This window comes from Marinobacterium rhizophilum DSM 18822 (assembly GCF_000378045.1).
Taxonomy (GTDB): domain Bacteria; phylum Pseudomonadota; class Gammaproteobacteria; order Pseudomonadales; family Balneatricaceae; genus Marinobacterium_A; species Marinobacterium_A rhizophilum.
This window is the reverse complement of sequence record NZ_KB899092.1, coordinates 198,036-222,476: the sequence shown is the minus strand read 5'-3', so window position 1 is coordinate 222,476 and position 24,441 is coordinate 198,036. Positions and strand designations below refer to the sequence as shown.

22 protein-coding genes are annotated in these 24,441 nt (G+C 59.0%); 10 read left to right on the top strand and 12 right to left on the bottom strand.

Going from position 1 to position 24,441, the window contains the following annotated elements:
- Positions 1 to 17: 17 nt before the first annotated feature.
- Both hyi and F451_RS0105860 read left to right on the top strand, forming a co-directional pair.
- Positions 18 to 800, top strand: coding sequence for a hydroxypyruvate isomerase (gene hyi, locus F451_RS0105865; protein ID WP_020680425.1), 783 nt, complete (start codon positions 18 to 20; stop codon positions 798 to 800).
- Between the two features lie 26 nt (positions 801 to 826).
- Positions 827 to 1,714: a 2-hydroxy-3-oxopropionate reductase gene (locus tag F451_RS0105860; protein WP_020680424.1), complete on the top strand. Its 888-nt coding sequence runs from the start codon at positions 827 to 829 to the stop codon at positions 1,712 to 1,714.
- Between the two features lie 137 nt (positions 1,715 to 1,851).
- Here the strand turns inward: F451_RS0105860 and F451_RS0105855 are convergent, their stop codons facing one another.
- Positions 1,852 to 2,844, bottom strand: a complete 993-nt coding sequence (locus F451_RS0105855) for an IS110 family transposase (RefSeq protein WP_020680423.1) — start codon at positions 2,842 to 2,844, stop codon at positions 1,852 to 1,854.
- Positions 2,845 to 3,367: 523 nt separating this feature from the next.
- Here F451_RS0105855 and F451_RS24925 point away from each other — a divergent pair.
- Positions 3,368 to 3,844 (top strand): aminoacyl-tRNA deacylase, encoded by a 477-nt coding sequence (locus tag F451_RS24925; protein WP_020680421.1) that lies wholly within the window; start codon positions 3,368 to 3,370, stop codon positions 3,842 to 3,844.
- A 66-nt stretch (positions 3,845 to 3,910) separates the two neighbouring features.
- On the opposite strand, the gene trxA is transcribed toward F451_RS24925, so the two are convergent.
- From trxA to F451_RS0105825, 4 genes are all read right to left on the bottom strand, one after another.
- Complete coding sequence (gene trxA / locus F451_RS0105840) at positions 3,911 to 4,246, bottom strand: thioredoxin (RefSeq protein ID WP_020680420.1); 336 nt, start codon at positions 4,244 to 4,246, stop codon at positions 3,911 to 3,913.
- A gap of 24 nt (positions 4,247 to 4,270) precedes the next feature.
- Positions 4,271 to 5,452, bottom strand: a complete 1,182-nt coding sequence (locus F451_RS0105835) for an efflux RND transporter periplasmic adaptor subunit (RefSeq protein ID WP_020680419.1) — start codon at positions 5,450 to 5,452, stop codon at positions 4,271 to 4,273.
- 238 nt (positions 5,453 to 5,690) lie between these two features.
- Positions 5,691 to 6,350, bottom strand: a complete 660-nt coding sequence (locus F451_RS0105830) for a TetR/AcrR family transcriptional regulator (RefSeq protein ID WP_020680418.1) — start codon at positions 6,348 to 6,350, stop codon at positions 5,691 to 5,693.
- A 124-nt stretch (positions 6,351 to 6,474) separates the two neighbouring features.
- Positions 6,475 to 9,630, bottom strand: a complete 3,156-nt coding sequence (locus F451_RS0105825) for an efflux RND transporter permease subunit (RefSeq protein WP_020680417.1) — start codon at positions 9,628 to 9,630, stop codon at positions 6,475 to 6,477.
- Between the two features lie 228 nt (positions 9,631 to 9,858).
- Here F451_RS0105825 and F451_RS0105820 point away from each other — a divergent pair, with 228 nt between their 5' ends.
- From F451_RS0105820 to F451_RS0105795, 5 genes are all read left to right on the top strand, one after another.
- The gene (locus F451_RS0105820; RefSeq protein ID WP_020680416.1) at positions 9,859 to 10,506 is read left to right on the top strand and encodes a phosphoribosyltransferase; all 648 of its coding nucleotides are present in this window, start codon (positions 9,859 to 9,861) and stop codon (positions 10,504 to 10,506) included.
- A gap of 178 nt (positions 10,507 to 10,684) precedes the next feature.
- On the top strand, positions 10,685 to 11,815 hold the full coding sequence (locus F451_RS0105815) for an aminotransferase class V-fold PLP-dependent enzyme (RefSeq protein WP_020680415.1): 1,131 nt from the start codon (positions 10,685 to 10,687) through the stop codon (positions 11,813 to 11,815).
- A gap of 431 nt (positions 11,816 to 12,246) precedes the next feature.
- Positions 12,247 to 14,844 (top strand): bifunctional aconitate hydratase 2/2-methylisocitrate dehydratase, encoded by a 2,598-nt coding sequence (acnB, locus tag F451_RS0105810; protein WP_026291541.1) that lies wholly within the window; start codon positions 12,247 to 12,249, stop codon positions 14,842 to 14,844.
- Between the two features lie 209 nt (positions 14,845 to 15,053).
- Complete coding sequence (locus F451_RS0105805) at positions 15,054 to 15,458, top strand: immunity protein Imm33 domain-containing protein (RefSeq protein WP_020680413.1); 405 nt, start codon at positions 15,054 to 15,056, stop codon at positions 15,456 to 15,458.
- Positions 15,459 to 15,747: 289 nt separating this feature from the next.
- Positions 15,748 to 16,176: an Hsp20 family protein gene (locus F451_RS0105795; protein ID WP_020680411.1), complete on the top strand. Its 429-nt coding sequence runs from the start codon at positions 15,748 to 15,750 to the stop codon at positions 16,174 to 16,176.
- Between the two features lie 88 nt (positions 16,177 to 16,264).
- Here the strand turns inward: F451_RS0105795 and F451_RS0105790 are convergent, their stop codons facing one another.
- From F451_RS0105790 to amrB, 4 genes are all read right to left on the bottom strand, one after another.
- Positions 16,265 to 16,807: an O-acetyl-ADP-ribose deacetylase gene (locus tag F451_RS0105790; protein ID WP_083928361.1), complete on the bottom strand. Its 543-nt coding sequence runs from the start codon at positions 16,805 to 16,807 to the stop codon at positions 16,265 to 16,267.
- Positions 16,808 to 16,880: 73 nt separating this feature from the next.
- A complete protein-coding gene (locus tag F451_RS0105785; protein WP_020680409.1) occupies positions 16,881 to 17,219 on the bottom strand; it encodes a cupin domain-containing protein in 339 nt (112 codons plus the stop codon).
- Positions 17,220 to 17,286: 67 nt separating this feature from the next.
- On the bottom strand, positions 17,287 to 17,961 hold the full coding sequence (gene amrA, locus F451_RS24920; protein WP_083928358.1) for an AmmeMemoRadiSam system protein A: 675 nt from the start codon (positions 17,959 to 17,961) through the stop codon (positions 17,287 to 17,289).
- On the bottom strand, positions 17,948 to 18,727 hold the full coding sequence (gene amrB / locus F451_RS0105775) for an AmmeMemoRadiSam system protein B (protein WP_026291539.1): 780 nt from the start codon (positions 18,725 to 18,727) through the stop codon (positions 17,948 to 17,950). Before amrB ends, amrA begins: the two co-directional genes overlap by 14 nt.
- Before the next feature lie 217 nt (positions 18,728 to 18,944).
- Between amrB and amrS the strand changes: the two genes are divergently transcribed.
- Positions 18,945 to 20,039 (top strand): AmmeMemoRadiSam system radical SAM enzyme, encoded by a 1,095-nt coding sequence (amrS, locus tag F451_RS0105770; RefSeq protein WP_020680406.1) that lies wholly within the window; start codon positions 18,945 to 18,947, stop codon positions 20,037 to 20,039.
- Positions 20,040 to 20,053: 14 nt separating this feature from the next.
- Here amrS and F451_RS0105765 read toward each other — a convergent pair whose 3' ends face one another.
- On the bottom strand, positions 20,054 to 21,010 hold the full coding sequence (locus F451_RS0105765) for a tRNA dihydrouridine synthase (protein ID WP_020680405.1): 957 nt from the start codon (positions 21,008 to 21,010) through the stop codon (positions 20,054 to 20,056).
- Between the two features lie 66 nt (positions 21,011 to 21,076).
- Between F451_RS0105765 and thpR the strand changes: the two genes are divergently transcribed.
- Positions 21,077 to 21,604 carry an RNA 2',3'-cyclic phosphodiesterase gene (thpR, locus tag F451_RS0105760; protein ID WP_020680404.1) on the top strand — a complete coding sequence of 176 codons (528 nt, stop codon included), beginning with the start codon at positions 21,077 to 21,079 and terminating at the stop codon, positions 21,602 to 21,604.
- Positions 21,605 to 21,680: 76 nt separating this feature from the next.
- Here thpR and F451_RS0105755 read toward each other — a convergent pair whose 3' ends face one another.
- Positions 21,681 to 22,892, bottom strand: coding sequence for an O-succinylhomoserine sulfhydrylase (locus F451_RS0105755; RefSeq protein ID WP_020680403.1), 1,212 nt, complete (start codon positions 22,890 to 22,892; stop codon positions 21,681 to 21,683).
- 18 nt (positions 22,893 to 22,910) lie between these two features.
- On the bottom strand, positions 22,911 to 24,431 hold the full coding sequence (gene purF, locus F451_RS0105750; RefSeq protein WP_020680402.1) for an amidophosphoribosyltransferase: 1,521 nt from the start codon (positions 24,429 to 24,431) through the stop codon (positions 22,911 to 22,913).
- Between the last annotated feature and the right edge of the window lie 10 nt (positions 24,432 to 24,441).

Here is a 24,441-nt window from a genome sequence, read left to right as displayed (position 1 = left end):
AACAACTGGAGACTGCCATGACACGCTTATGTGCCAACCTGTCCATGCTGTTTACTGAATACGATTTTCTTGATCGCTTCGAGGCTGCCGCCAAGGCCGGCTTCAGTGGCGTGGAATACCTGTTCCCGTACGACTATGAAGCAGCAGACATCAAGGCGAAACTCGACGCCAATGGACTCACCCAGGTGCTGTTCAACCTCCCCGCTGGCGACTGGAATGCGGGGGAGCGCGGTATCGCCTGTCACCCAGAGCGCACAGAAGAGTTCCGTGCCGGTGTACAGCGCGCCATCGACTACGCCCAGGTGCTGGGCAACCGCCAGGTCAACTGCCTGGCGGGTATTCAGCCGCAAGGCGTCAGCAACGAACAGGCTCGCAGCACCTTCATTGCCAACCTGAAATATGCAGCCGACCAGCTGAAACAAGCCGGCATTCGACTGGTGATGGAAGCGATTAACACCCGCGATATACCGGGTTTCTTTCTTAATACGACGGCCCAGGCGCTCGCCATTCGCGACGCGGTTGGCAGCGACAACCTGAGCCTGCAATACGACATCTACCACATGCAGATCATGGAAGGCGACCTGGCGCGCACCATTGAGGCCAACCTCGGCGCCATCAACCATATCCAGCTGGCGGACAATCCCGGCCGGCACGAGCCGGGTACCGGCGAAATCAATTACCACTTCCTGTTCAACTTCATTGACACCCTGGGGTACGACGGCTGGATCGGCTGCGAATACAAGCCGGCCACCAGCACCGAAGCCGGTCTTGGCTGGCTGAAAGACTACAACCAGATCTGACCCCCAACGACGAACGGAGCATACAGATGGCACGTATAGGATTTATCGGCACTGGCATCATGGGCAAGCCCATGGCAGAAAACCTGCAAAAAGCAGGTCACAGTCTTTATTTTTCCGAGCATCACTCCCCTGCACCGGCAGATCTGCTGGGCGCCAACGGCACAGCCCTGCCAAGCCCCAAGGCGGTCACGCAGGAGAGCGAATTCATCATCCTGATGGTGCCTGACACCCCCCAGGTTGAAGAGGTTCTGTTCGGTACCGATGGCGTGGCCGAGGGGGCTGCCGCCGGCAAGATCATCATCGACATGAGCTCGATCTCGCCCATCGCCACCAAGGCATTTGCCGCCCGCATTAATGAGACCGGCGCCGAGTACATGGACGCGCCCGTGTCGGGCGGTGAAGTGGGCGCCAAGGCCGCCAGCCTGACCATCATGGTGGGTGGCAGCGACGCGGCCTTTGAGCGCGCCAAGCCGCTGTTCGACGCCATGGGCAAGAACATCACCCTGGTGGGTGGCAACGGTGACGGCCAGACCACCAAGGTCGCCAACCAGATCATCGTGGCGCTGAATATCCAGGCCGTAGCCGAGGCCCTGCTGTTCGCCTCCAAGGCAGGCGCGGATCCTGCCAAGGTACGCGAAGCCCTGATGGGCGGCTTTGCCTCGTCCAAGATTCTGGAAGTGCACGGCGAGCGCATGGTCAAGGGCACCTTCGATCCGGGTTTCAAGATCTGCCTGCACCAGAAAGATCTCAACCTGGCGCTGGAAGGCGCCCGGGCACTCAAGCTGAACCTGCCCAACACCGCCAGCGCACAGCAGAACTTCAGCACCTGCGCGGCACTCGGCGGCGAGAACTGGGATCACTCCGCCATGATCAAGGCGCTCGAGCATATGGCCAACCACTCGATCCGTGACTGATGCTCTAAAACTGGGGCTTACCCTCTGCGGCGATGATCAAGGCCCTGGAGCACATGGCCAACCACTCGATTCGCGATAAATAAGTCGATTCGCCCGCAGACCAGGCTCCTGCATCCGCGTAGATACTCTGTTGAGAGTCAAGCGTTCATGTGCTCGTCACTGAACAGCAGTGTTGAGTCGAACGCGGCTTCAGTCTGAATACAGGCCCATAATCCGGTCAGGTACTTCCTCATGACCGCACACTGGGCCTGGATTTTTTTCTTACCTCTCGATACCAGCGCCTCGTAGAACGCTTTCGCCCTCGGGTCATGTCGTACCGCACTCATCGCTGGCATGTACAGCGCAGCACGCAGGTAGGCATTGCCTGCCTTGCTCAGGCGCGCTGGCCTGTTTACGCTGGTGCCTGACTGGGTCAGTCGTACATCCAAGCCAGCAAAGCGGCTTACCTGTGGCGCTTTCAGGTGTTGCGGAAGCACGCATAGCTCGGCCAGTATGGCGATAGCCGAAGCCTCCCCTATCCCCTTCGCCGCCCGCATATTCTCCAAACTCCTTGAAAGGGTTCTGTTCTGGGCTATCAGCGCCAGAGCAGCCTTGCTCAACCGCTCAATACGTCGATCCAGCAAGTCGATGCCTTCCTGCTCGTCCTCAATCAGCAGTGGCATCGTAGAGCGTTTGGACTGCAGAGCGTGTAACCGGTTTTTGGCCTGAGTTCGCGTCGCGGTCAAGCGGTTGATCTGCCTCCCCAAGTCTCGCAAGGCTAGGCACGCTTCATCGGGAGGCGTCCAGAGTCTGGGCCTCATGCGTTCACCATACTCAGCAAGCAGGGCCGCATCGATGCCGTCAGTCTTACTGCCCGTCAACATGAGTTCCGCGAAATGGCGGAAGCTCTTCGGGTTTATGACGGCGACAGGCAGCCCTGCCTGGACCAACGCCACCGCCAAGTCCAAGTAGTAGATCCCTGTGGCTTCCAGCACGATGACCGTGGGCTGGAGTGCGGTGAGCCGTTTGATCGCCTTGGCATGACCGTCCGGTGTCTGCTTGAACTGCTCAGTCTTTGAACTATGTCCGGCTTTCCTGCTGACGAGATCAAACGTCTTGGCTGAAATATCCACACCGACAAACACACTCACTGACTTTCACTCCAGGTCAAGTTTGCTTCACAATAGAAACCGGTTCCCCGACCTCGCACTTGATGCTGCCTCGACCTTGTGATGCGAAATCCAGTCTGACTGGCTTCCTGATACTCTTCGAGGTTGGCAATGAGGCGGGGAGCCACTCTACGGACGAGGTCAGTCAGAGCTGCCTCCAGGAGCCAGCGGCCTCCCCGGTAACTGGTGAAGAACCCTATCATTTCGTTGAGTCTTAACATACAAGGAGCTCACTCTGTGCGCGATACACTTGCAGAATGCCTGCCGACATAGGCAAAAAGGCGCCGGACTCTCGCCCGGCGCCTAGTGATGTTGCTGTTCCTTTAGACCTGAGCATGCGCACCTGTGTACGCGCTCATGCTCGAATCACCTGAATTTACCGGGCAGGCGCCCGGTTTGCGCATGTCGCCAGCGTTCGGCCGTTGCGGCTTCGCACCAAAGCTCCTGCCGGCCTATAGAGTCTGAACTAAACTTTAAGGCATCCGGTAAGCGCAGGAGAATCGCCATGCCCATTGCCGCCACACTTAAAGAACAGCTGGATCGTTACGCAATCGTCTACGAAGCCCAGCACCACCATTACAGTCCGACGTCCAGTGCCCGTACGGCGGAAGTGGCCCATGTGCCAGGCCATCAACTGGCCAAAGCCGTGGTACTCAAGCGCAACGATGACAGCTACCTGATGATGGTCTTGCCGGCCGATCACCGGGTACAACTCGGGCAGCTGCACCAGCTGCTGGGTGAACCGGTCGGACTGGCGACCGAAACGGAACTGCAGAATATTTTCACCGATTGCGATCCCGGTGCACTGGTCCCCGTTGGCAGCGCCTACAAGCTCGAAACGCTGGTTGACCGCCGCCTGCTGGGTGAAGCGGAGGTCTTCATCGAATCCGGCGACCACCAGAATCTGCTCAAGTTGTCGGGTAACGAGTTTCGCCGCCTGATGGCAACTGCCGAACCGGTCGATGCCACCAAGCACCTGTAAGCCGCTACCCGCTCGCGCAGTCCGCCCACCACGCCCAACAGCGGGTGGGCGGACAGGCGTGCTGCGTTAGCCTGCAGCCAGCCGGCCGTCGAGCCAGGCTGTCATCTGGGCGGCGGGTAGCGCGCCAACCTTCGTATTGACCACCTCCCCATCACGCAGCAACATCAATGTCGGCAGCCCCCGAATGCCCATCTCACCGGTGATCTGCGGGTTCTCATCAACATTCAGCTTTACAAAACGCACTTTGCCAGCATAGGTCTGTGCCAGACTCGCCACAACCGGCGCCACATCCTCACAGGGCTTGCACCAGGGCGCCCAGAAATCAACAACCACCGGTAATTCGCTGGCCAGAACCTCCTGCGCGAAATTGGCATCACTTACACTGTTTACCTGATCACTCATTGCTTTTGCTCCTTATCGATTAACCTAAAGCTGATAGGCAACGCTGCCATCCGCCTTTGCGCTACCGCGGATGTCCACCGGCGTAACGCTCATGCCGGGCATAACCCGTAACAGGCTGTTTACCATCACCTTGTCACCCGCATTGAGTCCCTGCAGCACCAGGCGCCGTTCGCCCACCGCGGCCCCCAGCGTCACCGGGCGATACGACACGACGTTATTGTCATCCACGACATACACGTATTTCTGATCCTGATTGGTGCCCAGCGCCCGCTGCTCGACCAGCAGTGCCTGCCCCTGCACCGGGGCGGCAACACGGACACTGGCAAACATGCCAGGAATCAGGGCGCCGTCCGGATTGTCAAATAACGCCCGAGCACGAATGGTGCCGCTCTGGCTGGACAGACGGTTGTCGAACGCATGCATCTCGCCCTGGTAGATCGCCTCTTCACCCGCCAGACTGAGTGTCACGGCCAGCGGCTTGTCGCTGCGGTTCCGTACCAGGTTCAGGTAGGTCTGCTCATCTACATCGAATTCGGCATAGAGCCGGTCACTGGATACGATGGTCGCCAGCACTGGACCATTGGCACCACCTTCCACCAGGTTACCGCGCGTCACTTCGCTGCGACTGATACGCCCGCTGGTCGGGGCGCTGATATGGGCGTACTCCAGATTGAGCTGCGCAATGTCCAGTGCGGCCTCGGCCGCATTCATATCGGCCTGGGCAACACGGTAGTCATTATTCACCGAGTCGAACTGACTTTTTGAAATCACCTTGCGGTATTCGAGCCCCTTGACCCTGTCGAGTTCGACACGGGCAAACTCAACCCTGGAGCGCGCCGAAGCCAGCGCAGCCTTGGCACTGGCCACCGCTGCGGCATAGGGACGCGGATCGATCACGTAAAGCGGTTCTCCGGCCTCAACCAGGCTGCCCTCACGGAACAGCACCTGGTCGAGCGTGCCGCTGACCCTGGGCCTGATCTGCACCACTTCCACCGCCTCAAGCCGGCCTGAAAACTCACTCCAGATATTGACGGCTTCCGGCTGGAGTGTTGCGACTTCCACCTGGGGCGCTGCCGACGCTGCCTGGGGTTCAGCCGTAGCGGCCTGGGATTGCTGAGAGTACTTAAAACCCGCAGCCCCCAGCACCAGTATCGTTGCCGTTGTCACCACCAGGGCGACACGCCCCCTGCCTTTACCGATACTCATAATTCACCTCCGAGCAGCCTGTTAGCAACCATTAAACATACCGGTTGGTCTAGTAGAGAATGAAGTTAACCATACCGGTTGGTATGTGTCAAATGGATTGATTGCTAAAGAAACAAGAGATGATATTTGGAAACAGCGGGTAACAGGTCCCTGGTTTACAGCCACTTACCAGCCGGTCAGTACTGCACCAACAAAAAAGGCCTCAAAATGAGGCCCTTAGATTCGACAGTGAAAGTAGTCAGGCAACCTGGCTGCAGGCGGGCTTGGCCACGAAACGGTATTCCTGCTTGAGATCGATAAGGCGATAGACACCGTCGCGCAGGTCCGCCTTAATCCGCTCCAGGTCATTGTAGATGCGACCGTAAATCAGCAGCCCCTGGATGTACTGGTACATCAAACGGCCCAGTTGCGCAGGGTCCGGGTCACCGTTGAGCAAGCCTGCATCCTTGAGGCCCTGAATGAGACGGATGTCGTAGGCGATCGTGAGTTCGGTCATTTCCTGCGCTACCAGACGTACCTTGTCTTCCTCGCAGCCGCACTGACCGCCTGACGTAAATACAGGACACCCCACGACCTTTTGGCCCGACGCAGCACCGCAGGCATCTTCTTTCACCTGCGCATGGCCTACCACCATTTCTATCAGCGTTTCAAGCTGTTCAAGCGGAGTCAGCCCGGAGGTAAAGAGCCCTTCAAGCTCCTGCTTCATCTGCTCCCAGTAGTGCATCACCGCGGCATAATACAGATCCGCCTTGGTCTCGAAGTAATGGTAAAAGCTGCCCTTGGTAACGCCCGCCTGCTTGCAGATCTCATTCACACCCACACTGGTGTAATTGCTCTGCCAGATAAGGCTCATCGCGGTACAAAGCAATTTTTCCCGGGTATCTGTTTGCTTGCGCATGACGATATGGGCCTCCTGAGTATTTATTATGAGCCTGCACTATAACAAACCACTCGGTATGTCCACAAGCCACGCAGGGTTTTAGAGTCGACAGCGATACCCGCTGCCGACCCAGGGACCTGCCTCACAGCGGCTCTGGGGCAGCAACTGTTTTGCGCAACCGAAGACTGCGCAGCAGCACGTAGAACACCGGCGTCAGAATCAGGCCGAACAGCGTGACCCCGAGCATGCCTGCGAAGACAGCGACCCCCATCGCGTTGCGCATCTCGGCGCCCGCCCCGGTGGAAACAGCCATGGGCAATACCCCCATGATAAAGGCAAAGGAGGTCATCAGGATCGGCCTCAGGCGCAGCCGGCTGGCCTCGATCGCGGCAGCGACGACACCCCGCCCCTGATGTTCAAGTTCACGGGCAAACTCGACGATAAGAATTGCATTCTTGGTCGCCAGTCCCATCAGTACAAACAGGCTGATCTGGGTAAAGATATTGTTATCGCCACCGCTCAGCCAGACACCCACCAGCGCCGACAGCATGCTCATGGGAATGATGAGCACGATCGATAACGGCAGCAACAGGCTTTCGTACTGCGCAGCCAGCACCAGGAACACCAGCAGGATGACCAGCGGAATCACCAGCGTCGTGGTATCACCGGCCAGAATCTGCTGATAGGTCAGCTCCGTCCACTCAAACTGCATGCCGGGCGGCAGGGTTTCCTCCAGAATGCGGGTAATGGCGGCCTGTGCCTCACCCGAAGAGTAACCCGGTGCGGCACTACCGTTCAGGTCCGCCGCACGAAAGGCATTGTGACGTTGCGCAGCCTCGGGACCAAAGGTTTCGCTGACCCGGATCACCGCGCCCAGCGGCACCATCTCGCCGTCACTGTTGCGCACCTTGAGGCGCAGGATGTCATCGGGCGAATCACGAAACGCCTTGTCAGCCTGAGCAATAACCTGATAAGTACGACCGAACTGATTGAAATCATTCACATATATCGACCCAAGATAGGTCTGCATGGTGTCGAAGACTTCGCTAATATTCAGCCCTAGCTGCTTGGCACGCGTACGATCCAGATCCGCATACAGCTGCGGCACATTGATCTTGTAACTCGAAAAGACACCGGCCAGCTCCGGCGCAGACCGGGCCTTGGCCTGGATCTCGTCCACGATTTTCTGCAACGCTTCGTAACCCTGATCGGTGCGATCCTCGATCTGCAACTTGAATCCCCCGATGGTCCCAAGACCCGGTACCGGCGGCGGCGGGAAGATGGCGACAAAGCCCTCCTCGATCGTATTGTACTGCTGCTGCAGCTGCTGACTGATGGCAAAGGCCGACAGCGCGGGGTCGGTTCGCCGGTCGAAATCATCCAGGGTCACGAAAACAATACCGGCGCTCGGACTGTTGGTGAAACCATTGATCGAAAGCCCCGGGAACGCCACGGCACCGGTCACGCCAGGCGTGTTCAGGGCGATGTCACTCATTTCCCGAATCACATTCTCGGTGCGGTCCAGCGTGGCGCCGTCAGGCAACTGCGTAAAGCTGACCAGATACTGCTTGTCCTGGGTCGGCACAAAGCCCGCGGGCACGGCCTGGAACAGGCCGTAGGTCGCCACCAGCAGCAGCGCATACGCCAGCATGCCCAGCCCCTTGCGCCTTACAACGCCACCTAGCCCCCCGGCATACCCCTGGGACGCGCGGCGAAAGAAGCGGTTGAAGAGACGGAAAAAACCACCCAACAACCGGTTCATCAGGCGGGTCAGCCAGTCATTGGCTTCACCTTCAGGCTTGAGCAGCAGCCGCGCCAGCGCCGGACTCAGCGTCAGCGAGTTGAGCGCCGAAATCACGGTGGAAATGGCGATGGTCAGCGCGAACTGGCGGTAGAACTGCCCGGTGAGGCCACTGATCATCGCAATCGGCACGAACACCGCCAGCAATACCAGGGTTGTCGCAACAATGGGGCCGGTAACTTCACGCATGGCCTTGATGGTGGCATCGCGCGGCGACAAGCCATCGGAGATGTTGCGCTCCACGTTCTCGACCACGATGATCGCATCGTCCACGACGATACCGATAGCCAGAATAAGCCCGAACAGGGTGAGCACGTTGATCGAAAAGCCGAACAGGTGCATCAGTGCAAAAGTGCCGACAATTGACACTGGCACCGCCAGCAGCGGAATCACCGAGGCACGCCAGGACTGCAGGAAGACCACGACAACAAGCACCACCAGCGCGACGGCTTCCAGCAGGGTCTTGATCACCGCATTGATCGAGCCCTGTACAAAGACCGTGGGGTCGTAGACCACATCGAAATCCACACCTTGCGGGAAATTCTGCTTCAGCTCGGCCATCGTGGCCCGCACATCCCGGGAAATATTCAGCGCATTGGCACCGGGGGCGGCAAAAATGGGAATCGCCACCGCATCCTTGTTATCCAGCAAGGAACGCAGTGCATACTCCGACGCCCCCAGCTCGACTGTCGCTACATCGCCCAGACGCGTGACCTGCCCCTGCGCGCTGGTGCGGATAATAATGTCCTTGAAGGCCTGCGGGCTGTCGAGCCGCCCCCGGGCATTCACCGGCAACTGCAGCTGCGCCACATCGGCATAGGGCGCACCACCAATCATGCCGGCCGCCACCTGCACGTTTTGCTCGCGCACGGCATTGATCACATCGGCCGCGGTGAGATTGCGCTCGGCAATCTTCTCGGGATTGAGCCACAACCGCATGGCGTAGTCGCCGGAGCCAAACAGCCGTACCTGACCCACACCACGAATGCGCGCCAGCTCGTCCTTGACGTTCAGCACTGCATAGTTGCGTAGGTACAGCATGTCATAGCGGTCATTGGGTGAGGTCAGGTGCACCACCATGGTCAGGTCCGGATTGCTCTTGATCGTCGTTACACCCAGCTGGCGCGTCACCTCCGGCAGACGAGGCAACGCCTGGGAGACGCGGTTCTGAACCAGCTGCTGCGCCAGATCTGGATCCGTACCAATTTCAAAGGTGACCGTGAGCGTCATGCGGCCGTCCGTGGTGGACTGGGAATACAGATACAGCATGTTCTCCACGCCGTTGATCTGCTCTTCCAGCGGCGTCGCCACGGTTTCTGCAATCACCTTGGGATTGGCCCCGGGGAAACTGGCGTTCACCACAATCGACGGTGGTGTTACCTCCGGGTATTCAGACACCGGCAGCTGAAACATGGCCAGCAGCCCGGCCAGAAAAATCAGCACCGACAGCACACAGGCAAAGACCGGTCGATCGATAAAGAATCTCGACAAATTCATGATAAGTCCTATCCACGGTTTGGCCACTGGGCATCAAATTGCACTGCAACAGCACTGCCTAATGGAACTGACATCGGTCATTTTCATACCGATCGGTATGCCGAGAGAATTTAAACATACCGGTTGGTATGAAATCAAGTTCATCAGGACACCGAGATAGGACTATTCTGCTAACTAGGAGGCTGTGTTTAAGGTAAGGAGTCATACCCCCAGCAAAAAGATCAAGTGATGATATTCAAGAACCGTAAAGATGCAGGTCGCCAACTGGCCGCCGCACTCAGCCACTATCGTGGCCGTCCTGCTATCGTTTTCCCGCTGCCTCGTGGCGGTGTCGTGCTGGGTGTCGAGGTCGCCCAGGCCCTGTCCATACCGCTTGACCTGATCGTACCGCGCAAGATCGGCCACCCGGGAAATCCGGAATATGCCGTTTGTGCCCTGGCCGAGGATGGCACGCTGTTCTGCGACCCCTATGAGGTCGAGCAGCTTGATGCCGACTGGCTGCGCGCGTCGGTCGCCCGGGAACATCAGGAAGCCCTGCGCCGACGCACTCGCTACATGCAGGGCCAGGCTCCCCTTGATGTCGCTGGCAAGATCGCGATACTGGTGGATGATGGCATCGCTACCGGGCTGACCATGCAAGCGGCCATTCACGACGCCCGTCAGCGCCAGGCGGCCTCAATCGTCGTGGCCATTCCCGTGGTGCCCGAAGACATCTGCATCAAGCTGCGATCGGAGGTTGACGACGTCATCGCGCTGGATTCTCCAGCCCGTTACCTCGGCGCTGTCGGGGCCTACTTTGAGGACTTTGACCAGGTCTCGGACGCAGAGGTGATGAGGCTGCTGAGCCAAGTGCAACAGGACGGCGATGCCGACTGAGCCGCTCCCGCAGCCAATATTCATCGGCATGGAAATTCGACAGGCCCACGCGCTACACAGCGCGACAGATCCCGTCGAACGGCACTGGATACAGCAACCCATAGTTCTGCTAGTCTGCTAACCACCCCGAGACCACCGCTACACTGTTACAGCAAAGGTGTTATATCAGGAGGACGCCATGCCCGGTCTTTTACCCGACGTTGACCCACAGGGATTACTCGAGTATTCGGTGGTCTACACCGACCGCTCACTGAACCATATGTCACAGTCCTTCCAGGGCGTGATGAACGACATATCCAGCACTCTGAAAGAAATCTACCACGCCCATTCAGCCATCATCGTGCCGGGCAGCGGTACCTTTGGCATGGAAGCCGTCGCACGTCAGTTCGCCGGCGACCGAAAATGTTTCGTTATCCGCAACGGCTGGTTCAGCTACCGCTGGACACAGATTTTCGAGATGGGGGACATCCCCGCGGAATCCGTGGTATTCAAAGCACGGCCAATCGATACGGCACCACAGTCGCCCTTTACACCCGCCCCCATCGACGAAGTCGTGGACGCCATCCAGACACAAAAACCCGATCTGGTGTTTGCCCCCCACGTAGAAACCTCCTCCGGCATGATCCTGCCCGATGACTACATTCGCGCCCTGGCCGAGGCTGTACACGACGTAGGCGGCATGCTGGTCATCGACTGCATCGCCTCCGGCTGCGTCTGGCTCGATATGCAGGCAACCGGCATCGACGTACTGATCAGCGCACCACAGAAAGGCTGGAGCGGCTCGCCCTGCTGCGCCATGGTGATGCTAAGCGAACTGGCCCGCGAACGCATCGAGTCCACCACCAGCACCAGCTTTGCCTGTGATCTGCGCAAATGGCTGCAAATTATGGAAGCGTACGAAGGCGGTGGCCATGCCTACCACGCCACCATGCCCACCGACGGACTTCGGCAGTTGCGCGACGTGATGCAGGAAACCCGTGACTATGGCTTTGCCGATGTGCGTGAAGAACAGATCGAGCTGGGTCTTCGAGTTCGGGCCCTGCTCGAACGCAAGGGCTTTGCCAGTGTCGCTGCGCCGGGCTTCCAGGCACCTGGGGTCGTCGTCTGCTACACCCAGGACAAAGGCATCCACAACGGCAGCAAATTCCTGCAAGAGGGCCTGCAGATCGCAGCCGGCGTACCGCTGATGTGCGATGAGCCCGAGGACTACCAGACCTTCCGCCTCGGCCTCTTTGGCCTCGATAAACTGCACGACCCGGAGCGCACCGTTGCAAACTTGGAAAAGGCGCTGGACCAGGTTGTGGAATGAGTGTCATGCCCGCAGCGCCTCAACCGGCATTACGGCCCTGCACAGGCGTTGCGGCACGGCTAAAGATGCATCGACAGACATGCAGGATTCAACCGCAGGCAGCGCTAAGTCATTGATGTATGTTTAGGCCATACCCACTATACACAGCATAAATGTTTAACATAAGTTGTGAAGTATATAACACAACTTATTGAAAATATTAAACATACAACGTTTTGGCATACATCTATACGGCCTTGGTCGAAGCCCCAAGATTGTCGACACATATTAACTTGAGAGCTGCATTGCGCTAAAATAGCGCCCGCCAATGAACAATTGAAAGCGAGTCGACACACCGCCAAGGCCGCACTGCTAGTGACACAATTACTAGTTTAGTAAATAGACATATTACGAATGTCTTGGCAGAAGCGACAACTGATGAGGGCTATATCGTGCTTGAAGCATATCGCAAACATGTAGAAGAACGTGCCCAGGAAGGCATTCCGCCGAAGCCCCTGGATCCGGAACAGACCGCAGCCCTGATTGAACTGCTTAAAAATCCGCCCGCCGGTGAAGAAGAAACACTGCTGGATCTGCTCAGCAACCGTGTCCCCGCCGGTGTTGACCAGGCCGCTTATGTAAAAGCCGGCTTTCTGGCCGCCATCACCACCGGAGAAGCCTCTTCTCCGCTGATCGACGCGGTTAAGGCAACCGAACTGCTCGGCACCATGCTGGGCGGCTACAACATTCAGCCGCTGATCGCCTGCCTGGACAACGAAGCCCTGGGCGCTACCGCCGCCAAGGCCCTGTCCCACACCCTGCTGATGTTCGATGCATTCCACGATGTGCAGGAAAAGGCCGAAGCCGGCAATGAGTTTGCCAAGCAGGTGCTGCAGTCCTGGGCCGATGGCGAATGGTTTACCAGCAAGCCCGAAGTCGCTGAAAAGATCACCGTAACCGTCTTCAAGGTATCCGGTGAAACCAACACCGACGACCTGTCGCCAGCCCCCGATGCCTGGTCACGCCCGGACATCCCGCTGCACGCCAATGCCATGCTGAAAATGACCCGTGACGGCATCGAACCTGCCAAGCACGGCGAAATTGGCCCGCTGAGCCAGATCGAAGCCGTCAAGGCCAAGGGCTTCCCCGTAGCCTACGTCGGCGATGTGGTCGGTACCGGTTCTTCACGCAAGTCCGCCACCAACTCCGTACTCTGGTTCTTCGGCGACGACATCCCGCACGTGCCGAACAAGCGCGCCGGCGGCTACTGCTTCGGCAACAAGATTGCCCCGATCTTCTACAACACCATGGAAGATGCTGGCGCCCTGCCGATCGAAATGCCGGTCGACAAGCTCAACATGGGCGATGTCATCGACGTGTACCCGTACGAAGGCGTTGCCAAGAATCACGACACCGGTGAAGAGCTGTGCCGCTTCGGCCTCAAGACCCAGGTCCTGCTGGACGAAGTCCGTGCCGGCGGCCGTATTCCGCTGATCATCGGCCGCGGCCTGACCGACCGTGCCCGCCAGGCACTGGGGCTGGCACCGGCCGACCTGTTCCGCACTCCGGAACAGCCCGCCGACACCGGCAAGGGTTACACCCTGGCACAGAAAATGGTCGGCAAGGCCTGCAACCTTGAGGGCGTGCGCCCCGGCATGTACTGCGAACCGAAGATGACCACTGTCGGCTCCCAGGACACCACGGGCCCAATGACCCGCGACGAACTGAAAGACCTGGCATGCCTCGGCTTCTCCGCCGACCTGACCATGCAGTCCTTCTGCCACACTTCGGCCTATCCGAAGCCGGTCGACGTCAACACCCACCACACCCTGCCGGACTTCATCATGAACCGCGGCGGCGTGTCCCTGCGCCCGGGCGACGGCGTTATCCACTCCTGGCTCAACCGCATGCTGCTGCCTGACACTGTCGGCACCGGCGGTGACTCCCACACCCGCTTCCCGCTGGGCATCTCCTTCCCAGCCGGTTCCGGACTGGTTGCCTTTGCTGCCGCCACCGGTGTTATGCCGCTGGACATGCCGGAATCCATTCTGGTGCGCTTTAAAGGCGAAATGCAGCCGGGTATCACCCTGCGCGACCTGGTTCACGCCATCCCTTACTACGGTATCAAGCAGGGCCTGCTGACCGTTGCCAAGGCTGGCAAGATCAACGCATTCTCCGGTCGCGTACTGGAAATCGAAGGTCTGGAAAACCTCACTGTCGAACAGGCATTCGAGCTGTCTGACGCCTCTGCAGAACGTTCTGCTGCCGGCTGCACCATCACCCTGTCTGATGAGTCTGTCGCCCAGTACCTGCAGTCCAACATCGTCATGCTCAAGTGGATGATCTCCGAAGGTTACGGTGATGTTCGCACCATCTCCCGCCGCATCAAGGCGATGGAAGAATGGCTCGCCAACCCGAGCCAGATGCGTGCCGACGCCGACGCCGAATACGCAGAAATCATCGAAATCGATCTGGCCGACATCAAGGAACCTATCCTGTGCGCGCCGAATGATCCGGACGATGCCCGCCTGCTGTCCGAAGTCGCCGGCCAGAAAATCGACGAAGTCTTCGTGGGTTCCTGCATGACCAACATCGGTCACTTCCGCGCCGCCGGCAAACTGCTGGAAAGCTCGGGCCAGACCCTGCCGACCCGCATGTGGATTGCACCGCCGACCAAGATGGATGCCGCTCAGCTGACCGAAGAAGGCTACTACAACATCTTCGGCCGCGCTGGGGCACGTATCGAAACACCGGGATGCTCACTGTGCATGGGTAACCAGGCACGGGTGGCAGACAACTCCACCGTTGTATCCACCTCGACGCGCAACTTCCCCAACCGCCTGGGCAATGGCGCCAATGTCTTCCTGGCATCGGCTGAGCTTGCGTCCGTCGCAGCGGTCATGGGCAAGCTGCCGAGCGTTGACGAGTACATGGAGTACGCCCAGCGCATCAACAGCATGTCCGGTGATATCTACCGTTACCTGAACTTCCATCAGATGGATAACTATGTCAAATCCGCTTCCAGCGTGATTCCGACCGTAGAAGCCTGATTGCCGCCGGCATCTAGCTGACCTGAAAACCCTGCTTCGGCAGGGTTTTTTTATGCGCCTGACAAACCGGCAACCAGCTTCACAGGACACCCATTGCCAACGCGCCAGCGCAGTACCCCATGCAGCTTTGCGGCCACACCACGGTGGCATCCCTGCATACACACCGCCATTCACTGTATAATAGGCCGGCATTTTTACCGGAGGCCCTTATGAGCGACGCAACAACCCCCGAAACCCCGAACAGCAACAACGAAACCGGCCAAACCAAGAGCGGCTTCCTGGCGCTGGTATCACGGCTGATTTTCGATGAAAAGCTGCCGGTACGCTTTATGTACAAGACCGTTCCCGAGCACCTGAACGATACCGGCTGGCGCCTGTTCAGCGGCTACGAGGACGATGAATTCCTGCAGGACGAAGTCGCCAACCTGACGCCCGTACCACTGGAAAAACTCTACGGCATGGATGCGAGCCTTGAGGAAAAACTGGCCTTCAATGCCGGCACCGTCTGGGAACGGGCACCCGGATCAGACTGGGAACGGGTCTATGATTTCCGTATCCCGAGCTCCAGTATCGACGTCACCATTACCAACGACCCTGAACAGTTCAGCGGCTAAAACCTCACATTGAATTCAGCCCAGGGAAGCGGCACCTGTACAGGAACCGCTTCCCTGGGCTCGCGCAAATCAACCCCTCTCCCGCTGCGACAGCACCTGCCCGGCCGAGCCCAGGAATGATTCGACTTTGCGACGCCCGCGCTATGTACCTTAATTTCGCTTCCCGCCGGCTTGAAATTTTTTCCGCTTATCCTCATATAAAAAATCAGACGTGATCGCTTCGATGAAGGTACGCGTCCTGTAAGCCCGCAGCGTGCGGGCACCCATATTGCTCAACGAGGATATGACCATGAGAGATTTTGACCTGTCCCCCCTGTACCGCTCCGCCATCGGCTTTGACCGCCTCGCCTCCTTGCTGGACAACGCGAGCCGCAATGAACAGGGCCAGCCGGCGTACCCGCCCTACAACATCGAGTTGCTGGACGAAAACCATTACCGCATAACGATGGCTGTCGCCGGGTTCGACAATTCTGAACTCAGCATCAAGAGTGAACAGGACATCCTGATCATCGTCGGCCAGAAGCAACAGGATTCGGGTGATCGCAAATACCTCTACCAGGGTATTGCCGCGCGCAGCTTTGAGCGGCGCTTTCAGCTTGCCGACCATGTGCGCGTTGTAAAGGCGAGCATGGATAACGGACTGCTGCACGTCGACCTGGTACACGAAGTTCCCGAGGCGATGAAGCCGCGCCTGATTGAGATCGAAAATCCGGCCTGATTTCCCGCATCAAATACCGGGCACTGCGCGTGCCCGGTATTACGCCGACTTTCCGCGACCACCCGCACCAGCCCGATGGCATATCGTTTCAGCGCTTGAGCGCCTGCCTGTACAGTTCAGCCATGCTGGCATCAAAGCAGCAAAACAGAACGCGCAACGGCTGCTTGCGCAGCCTCAGTTGCTCCCGCACTGTCTGAACCGCGATTTGAACTGCCTGCTGCACCGGATAGCCATAGACACCACAGCTGATCGCCGGAAATGCCAGCGACTCGACATCAATGGTCTGCAGACACTCAAACACACTGCGATAACAATGCTCTAGCAACGACGCCTCGCCCCGATCACCGCCGTGCCACACAGGCCCCACGGTATGTACAATCCAGGCCGCCGGCAGATTGAAGCCCGGCGTCAACTTGGCCTCACCCGTCGCACACCCCCCCAGGGTACGACAGTAACGCAGCAGCTCAGGACCGGCCGCGCGATGAATGGCACCATCCACACCGCCACCGCCGAGCAGGCTGTTATTGGCAGCATTGACCAGCGCATCCACCTGCAGGCGCGTAATATCGCCCTCCACAACCTCAATGTGCGATTCGATGGTTCCACCCTCCCTTAAGCGATTCGCCGACATGCCGGCCTGAATCCCGGCCACAGCCTAAGCGCTGTCACAATATTCCGGTCGCTCACTCTGTAACCCTGATGGCTTACGCCTCGGACATGTAATGCAGCGCCAGCCAGACCGTGGCCTGATCCGGGTCGGTCCAGATCACGCGATGGCGGCAGTGTGCCGGCAGCAACACAGCATCACCCGGCCCAAGCGCAAGCGCTTCCTGCCCCTCGACAAGCAGCCGTGCCGCGCCCGCAAGCAGTAGCACCCATTCATTCTGTGCCTGATCGTACCATTCGCCCTCGGGGGTCACCTGCCCCCAGGACAGAATCCGCTCCAGATGAAAGCCGGGGTGCCGCAACAGGCTTTCAAACACTTCGTTCGGCTGCGCCGCCGGTAGCTGGCTCAACAGATTTACTGCGCTGACAGGCTTCATTACAGTCTCCCGTGATCGTCGGCGACGTGTGACTCAGCACCCGGCAAGTCGTGTGATGGATACCCTCTTACTGGCTTTGCGGTTCGCAATCATCGAACTCGACCTGTTCCGCTTCGCGGATCTTCAGCACCCGATAGCGCCAGCAGCGCAACTTGGGACTCCAGAAGTCTGCCGCCAGTCCCGCCTTGTGCTTGAGATGAATCCAGAAATCATCGACATTCGGCAACTGCCCCCAGACTGAAGGCAGGAAAGTGCCGCGATGCTCCCCACACTCAATCACAAGCCCATCCTCACCCGCCACCAGCTGGCGCAGCAAGTCGGCCTCGTCGGTGAAGTGCAGCGCAACCAGTGGCGACAGTATCGACAGCTCAAGCTCAAGGGTGGACAACTCGCCCGGAGTCACCGGCGCAAAACGCCGATCCTTAAAGGCGCTGCAGTACGCATTAAACGCCACATCCTGCAGCAGCGGCCTGCGCGGCTCGAGGGAGCCGACACAACCGCGCAACAGCCGTTCCTGCCCCATACGCCGGTAGAGGGTTACAAAGCTCGCACCAGGCTCACGGAACACCTTGGGCACATGTTCAAGATCCGGCTCCAGCACCTGCCCCGACTCGGCACCCACTATGATGGCCTGGCGTGCCACATCCAGCAGACGACGACACAGATCCCTGTTCAACTGCAGGCTTTCAGGCACCCTGCCGCCGGCATCAGAGCAAGCGGGTCGAGCATCAGTTGAAGACATAGGCTCCGTATCCCACCACCCTGTCCCGGGAACCCGCCGTGTCCCCGGAATTTCGCAGATCGAGACAGCGTACACTCAGGCCACGCTGGGCCGCCGCACTCAACAGACCATTCACGGCATTACAGCCACAGGCCTGCTCTGAATGCAGACCCGGATCCAGCTGTTCAATGTGCTGGGAGGTGGCGGCATCGATGCGCTGTGCCACTGTATAGCTATGGTAATGGCTCAGATCGCTGCTGATGACAACCAGGGTGTCAGGATCATCCAGCCCGAGCCCCACGAGCCTGGCAACGGCAGCAGGCCCCACCTGCCCCACGATCACCGGCAGCAGCTTCCAGCGCGGATTGATAGTGATCAGGAACGGCAGCTGCACTTCGATGCAGTGTTCCAGCCGATGGGCTTCGTCGTCATAGTCCACCCAGCCCCGATCCACCCACTCCCGCAGACATTCGGTATCCAGCGCCATCATCCCCAGGGGCGTGTCAAAGCCGTCGGCGGTGGGCACCACCATGGACCGCAGCGGCACCCGGTGATTGGGCCCCAGCAGCAGTACCCGCTGAAATCGCTCGGCGCTGGCGCGCAACAGACTGTAGGCGCTGGCGGCCACGGGGCCTGAATAAATCAGTCCGGCATGGGGCACGATCAGCGCCCTTGGCGGCTCGCCCTGCTGTTCATTGTCGCCAAGCAACTGCTGGACCATAGACCCCAGCTCGCCCCTGGCCCCGGGATAAAAAGTACCACTCACGGCCGCTTGTCGTACTCCCATTTTCAAGCCTCCCACGCTGATAGAGTGACCTGCACGCTTGCTTCAAGCCCGAGCGACTCCAACAAACTCAGCCCCAGCTGACCACCTGGGCTTCGCCCCCAACGCGCTATTAAAAGTATAGCCCGCAGTACGACGTCGCCACCGCATGCAGCCCCGGTACCGCAACTCTTTGACTAAACTTTATACAGGGCAGAACAGAACAGAACGAGGCAACAGCATGCAGGCTTCAGATATAAAACCGGTCCCGACCCGGTATTGGCATCAGGTTGATCACGGCAAGATTCAGTGCGATGTGTGCCCGCGCTTTTGCAAGTTAAGCGAGGGCCAGCGTGGCCTGTGCTACGTGCGCGGGCGGGAAAATGACCAGATCATGCTGTACACCTATGGCCGCTCCAGCGGCTTCTGTGTCGACCCGATCGAGAAAAAGCCGCTGAACCATTTTCTGCCTGGTACTCCGGTACTGTCGTTCGGCACCGCGGGCTGCAACCTGGCGTGCAAGTTTTGCCAGAACTGGGACATGAGCAAGTCACGGGAGATGGATACCCTCGCCGACTCGGCGTCGCCACAGGATCTCGCGGACACCTGCCTGCGACTGGGCTGCCGCTCGATTGCCTTCACCTACAACGATCCGGTCATCTTCATGGAGTACGCCATGGACGTCGCCGATGCCTGCCGTGAGCGTGATATCCGCGCCGTCGCCGTCACCGCAGGTTACATCTGCCCCGAGCCACGGGCCGAGTTCTACCGCCATATCGATGCCGCCAACGTCGACCTCAAGGCATTTACCGAGCGATTCTACAAGAAAATCTGCGGCGGCGAGCTGGCTCCGGTGCTCGATACACTGAAGTACCTGCGCCACGAAACCGATGTGTGGTTCGAAATCACCAATCTGCTGATTCCCGATGAAAACGACAGCAACAGCGAAATCGAGGCCATGTGCCAGTGGATCCTCGAGAACCTGGGGCCAGACGTGCCGCTGCACTTCAGCGCCTTCCATCCAGACTGGAAGATGCTCGACAAGGCATCCACGCCCCCGTCGACGCTGACCCGGGCACGGCGCATCGCAATGGAGCAGGGATTAAAGTATGTCTATACCGGAAACGTGCACGACAGGACAGGCAGTTCCACCTGGTGTCCGGACTGCGGCGAACTGCTCATTGAGCGGGACTGGTATCAGCTTGGGGAATGGAATCTGAACCCGGCAGGACAATGCAGCCACTGCGGCACACAGGTGCCGGGGCATTTTGAAGCAGGCCCGGGCACCTGGGGCGCTCGACGCATGCCGGTGCGCATTCACGCCCGCAGCGCCTGAAGCGCCTTGACCGGTCAGGCGGCGGCGCGCTGCTCGAGCAGCAGCTGGCGAATGGGCTCAATATCGCGCAGCGTCTTGACCTGGCTGAACAGGTCCTCTGCCTGGGGGTAGTGTTTTTTCAGCTGATGCAGCCACTGCTTAAGGCGGCCATGGACATAACCACGTACCTTGTCAGCCACGATCTGGTCGAAATAGTCGAGCAATACACCCTGCATTTCCTGCCAGTCAATGCCGGCTTCATCTTCACCCTGCAGGCGGCGCCTGATGGAACGGGCAAGATCCGGCCTTGAGATCAGGCCCCGGCCGATCATGACATCCTCGCAGCCACTGACCTCGCGACAGCGCTGGTAGTCATCCCAGCTCCAGACCTCACCATTGGCGGTTACCGGTATGGAAATGGCCTCACGAATCTGGGCGATGTATTCCCAGTAGGCCGGCGGTCGATACCCCTCCACTTTGGTACGGGCATGCACCGCCAGACCATCGGCCCCGGCCTCAAAGATGGCCTGGGCATTGTCCAGCGCCAGCGCCTTGTCGCTGTATCCGAGACGCATCTTGGCCGTGACCGGAATATGCGCAGGAACCGCAGCCCTTACCGCGGCCACAATGCCATGTACATCTGCCGGCGTTTCCAGCAGCACGGCACCACCACGGTTACGATTGACCGTTTTGGCGGGGCAGCCAAAATTAAGATCAATTCCGGGCGCACCCAACGCTGCTGCACGCTCGGCATTGGCGGCCATCAGCTCAGGATCACTGCCCAGTAACTGCACGATCACCGGCACTCCGCTCGGCGTGGTACCGCCACGCAGCAACTCGGGCGCCAGGCGATAAAAAACACTGTCGGGCAGCAGATTCTGGCTTACGCGAACGAATTCGGTGACACACAGATCGATACCGCCGATGCGGGTCAGCACATCACGCATCAGGTAGTCGACCACGCCTTCCATCGGTGCCAGTATGATTTTCACGTCGTATTCATCTAAACAGTGGAAAACCGCATATTATACGGTGATCAGAATTAAGGGAGGGATGTTATGCGACTTTTTGTGGCCATTGATCTGCCCGACCGGCTACAGGACGTTATCGGCCGCCTGCAGCAGCCGGTGCGTCATCTGCACTGGACGGCGCCCGAGCGCATGCATATCACACTTCACTTTCTCGGTGAGCAGCCGGCCCACCGGCTCGAGGCCATTTACAGCGCACTGGAGCAGATCGAGTTTTCGCCAATGAACCTGCGTTGCGAGGGCGTGGGACAGTTTGCGTCCGGCGTCATATGGCTCGGGGTGGACCCACAGCCTTCACTGGAGCGACTGCAGCACCAGATTGGTGGCGCATTGCGCGCCGCCGGTATCCCGCTGCAGCAACGCCGCTTCATTCCCCACATTACGCTGGGCAGATGCCCGAGCAATCGCCTCAGTACCGTTCTGGAACATGTAGCCGCACGCTTTTATGGCCAGGCATTCTGTTTTGAGGCTGACATGTTCAGCCTCAAAAGCAGTCAATTACGCCCCGCCGGCGCGTTGCACCATATCGAGGCGCAATACCTCTGCGCCGGTGGCTGAGGCGCTCTCCAGCACCACAGGCGCAGCAACCAACAGCGACGACAGACGCCCAGTCGTCCGATTAATCGTCAGCTGATCAGAGCGCCTCAAGTCCAAGCTGCAGGTCCTGCTTGATATCCGCCAGGTCCTCAAGCCCTACCGAGACGCGGATCAGGTTGTCGCGGATACCGGCGCGGGCCCGGTCTGCAGCCGTCATGCGCCCGTGGGTCGTCGTGCCCGGATGCGTGATGGTGCTCTTGGTATCACCCAGGTTACCGGTGATCGACAGCATGCGCGTCGCATCAATGAAGCGCCAGGCGGCTTCGCGGTCGCCCTTCACTTCAAACGAGACGACTGCCCCGAAAGCGCTCTGCTGACGCTTGGCCAGTTCATGCTGCGGGTGGTCCGGCAGACCTGCGTAGTACACTTTGTCGATGCCCGGCTGCTCAATCAGCCACTGCGCCAGCGCCATGGCACTGGCGCAGTGCGCGTCCATGCGCAGCTTGAGGGTTTCCAGACCTTTCATGAAGACCCAGGCATTGAATGGACTCATGCAGGCTCCACCGGTGCGTATAAAGCCGAACACTTCGGCCATCAGGCCCTCGGGGCCGGCAACCGCGCCACCCACACAACGCCCCTGGCCATCCAGAAATTTGGTGGCCGAGTGGATGATGATATCAGCCCCCAGGGCCAGCGGCTGCTGCAGTGCCGGTGTACAGAAACAGTTGTCGACCGCCAGCAGGATATCCCGCTCGTGGGCGATGGCCGCCACGGCCGGGATATCGGCCAGCTGTGCCAGCGGGTTGGACGGCGATTCCAGGAAGAACAACCGGGTCTCGGGGCGAATCGCATTGCGCCAGTCATCATTGTCGGTTGGGTCGACATAGGTGGTTTCAATGCCGGCGCGGCTCAGGTATTTGTCGAACAGTGACACGATGGACCCAAAGACACTGCGCGAGCACACCACATGATCACCCGCCTTGAGCAATGACAGTACGGTACTCAGAATCGCGGCCATGCCGGACGACGTGGCCACGGCACGCTCGGCGCCTTCAAGCGCCGCAATGCGGCGCTCAAAAGCCTGTACCGTGGGATTGGTGAAGCGGGAATAGATATTGCCCTCTTCATCACCGGAAAACCGGGCGGCCGCCTCGCGGGCGCTGGAATAGACAAAGCTCGACGTCGTGAAAATCGGATCGCCATGCTCGCCTTCATCGGTGCGCTGCTGACCCGAGCGCACCGCCAGGGTAGCGAACTCGTAGCCGGTCGCATCAAACTGGATACGTTCTTCGCGCTCGAATTTTTTCATGCTGCGCGATGTCCTCTGTTAATCGATTTTGGTGTGCAGATCAGCCGACTCATTGCTTTCGGTGTCAACTTCGTCATCCGACTTGGCCGCATCGTTGCGCTTGGCCTCGAGCCGCGCCAGGTAGTCACCATCGACATCGCCTGTTACATACTTGCCATCAAACACGCAGGTATCGAACTCGCGAATTGCCGGATTACCTGCGCTGACGCACGCCTTGAGGTCGTCCAGCTCCTGAAACAGCATCCAGTCGGTACCGATATAGGCGCCCACTTCCTCTTCCGTACGGCCATGGGCGATCAGCTCGTTCGCCGCTGGCATGTCGATGCCATATACGTTGGGGAAGCGTACCGCGGGGGATGCCGATGCGAAGTAAACCTTCTTGGCACCCATGTCCCGCGCCATCTGGACGATCTGCTTGGACGTGGTACCGCGCACGATGGAGTCATCCACCAGCATCACCACCTTGCCGCGGAACTCCATCTCAATGGGGTTAAGCTTGCGGCGCACCGACTTCTTGCGCTCGCCCTGCCCCGGCATGATAAATGTACGGCCGATATAACGGTTCTTGATAAAGCCTTCGCGAAAATCAACCTTTAGGGACTTGGCCATTTCCAGCGCAGCCGTCCGGCTGGTATCAGGAATGGGGATAATCACGTCGATATCGTGGTCCGGACGCTCACGCAGCACCTTGGCGGCGAGCTTTTCCCCCATCAGCATGCGGGACATATGCACGTTTACGTCATCAATAATGGAGTCAGGCCGTGCCAGATAGACATATTCAAACAGGCAGGGCGCATATCGGGTGTTACGTGCGCACTGCTGGGTATGGACGTTGCCATCCATGTCGATGTAAATGGCTTCACCGGGCTCTATATCCCGCACGCGGGTGAATCCGCATACATCCAGCGCCACGCTTTCGGACGAAACCATATACTCTTCGCCGGTTTCGGTCTCGCGTTTGCCGTAGCACAGCGGACGTATGCCATTTGGGTCACGAAACGCCAGAATGCCGTAACCCGTGATCATGACCACCACCGCATAGCCACCGGTGCAGCGCTCGTGAACGCGTTTCACAGCGCTGAACATATCGTCGGCCGTGGGCTGCAACTTACGCTGACCCTGCAATTCGTGTGCGAAGACGTTGAGCAGCACTTCCGAATCGGAGGTGGTGTTGATATGACGCAGGTCGGCACGGAACATTTCGTCGGCCAGTGCATCGGCGTTGGTCAGGTTGCCATTGTGGGCCAGCGCAATGCCGTAGGGCGAATTGACATAAAACGGCTGCGCTTCAGCAGCGCTGGAGCTACCGGCCGTTGGGTAACGCACATGACCAATACCGGCGTTACCGGCAAGGCGCTTCATGTGACGGGTGCGGAATACCTCGTTTACAAGGCCGTTATCCTTACGCAGAAAAAACCGGTTCCCCTCACCGGTCACCATGCCGGCCGCATCCTGGCCCCGGTGCTGCAGCACCGTAAGCGCGTCGAAAATCGTCTGATTGACGTAGGATTTGGCAACAACGCCGACAATACCGCACATGTAACGCACC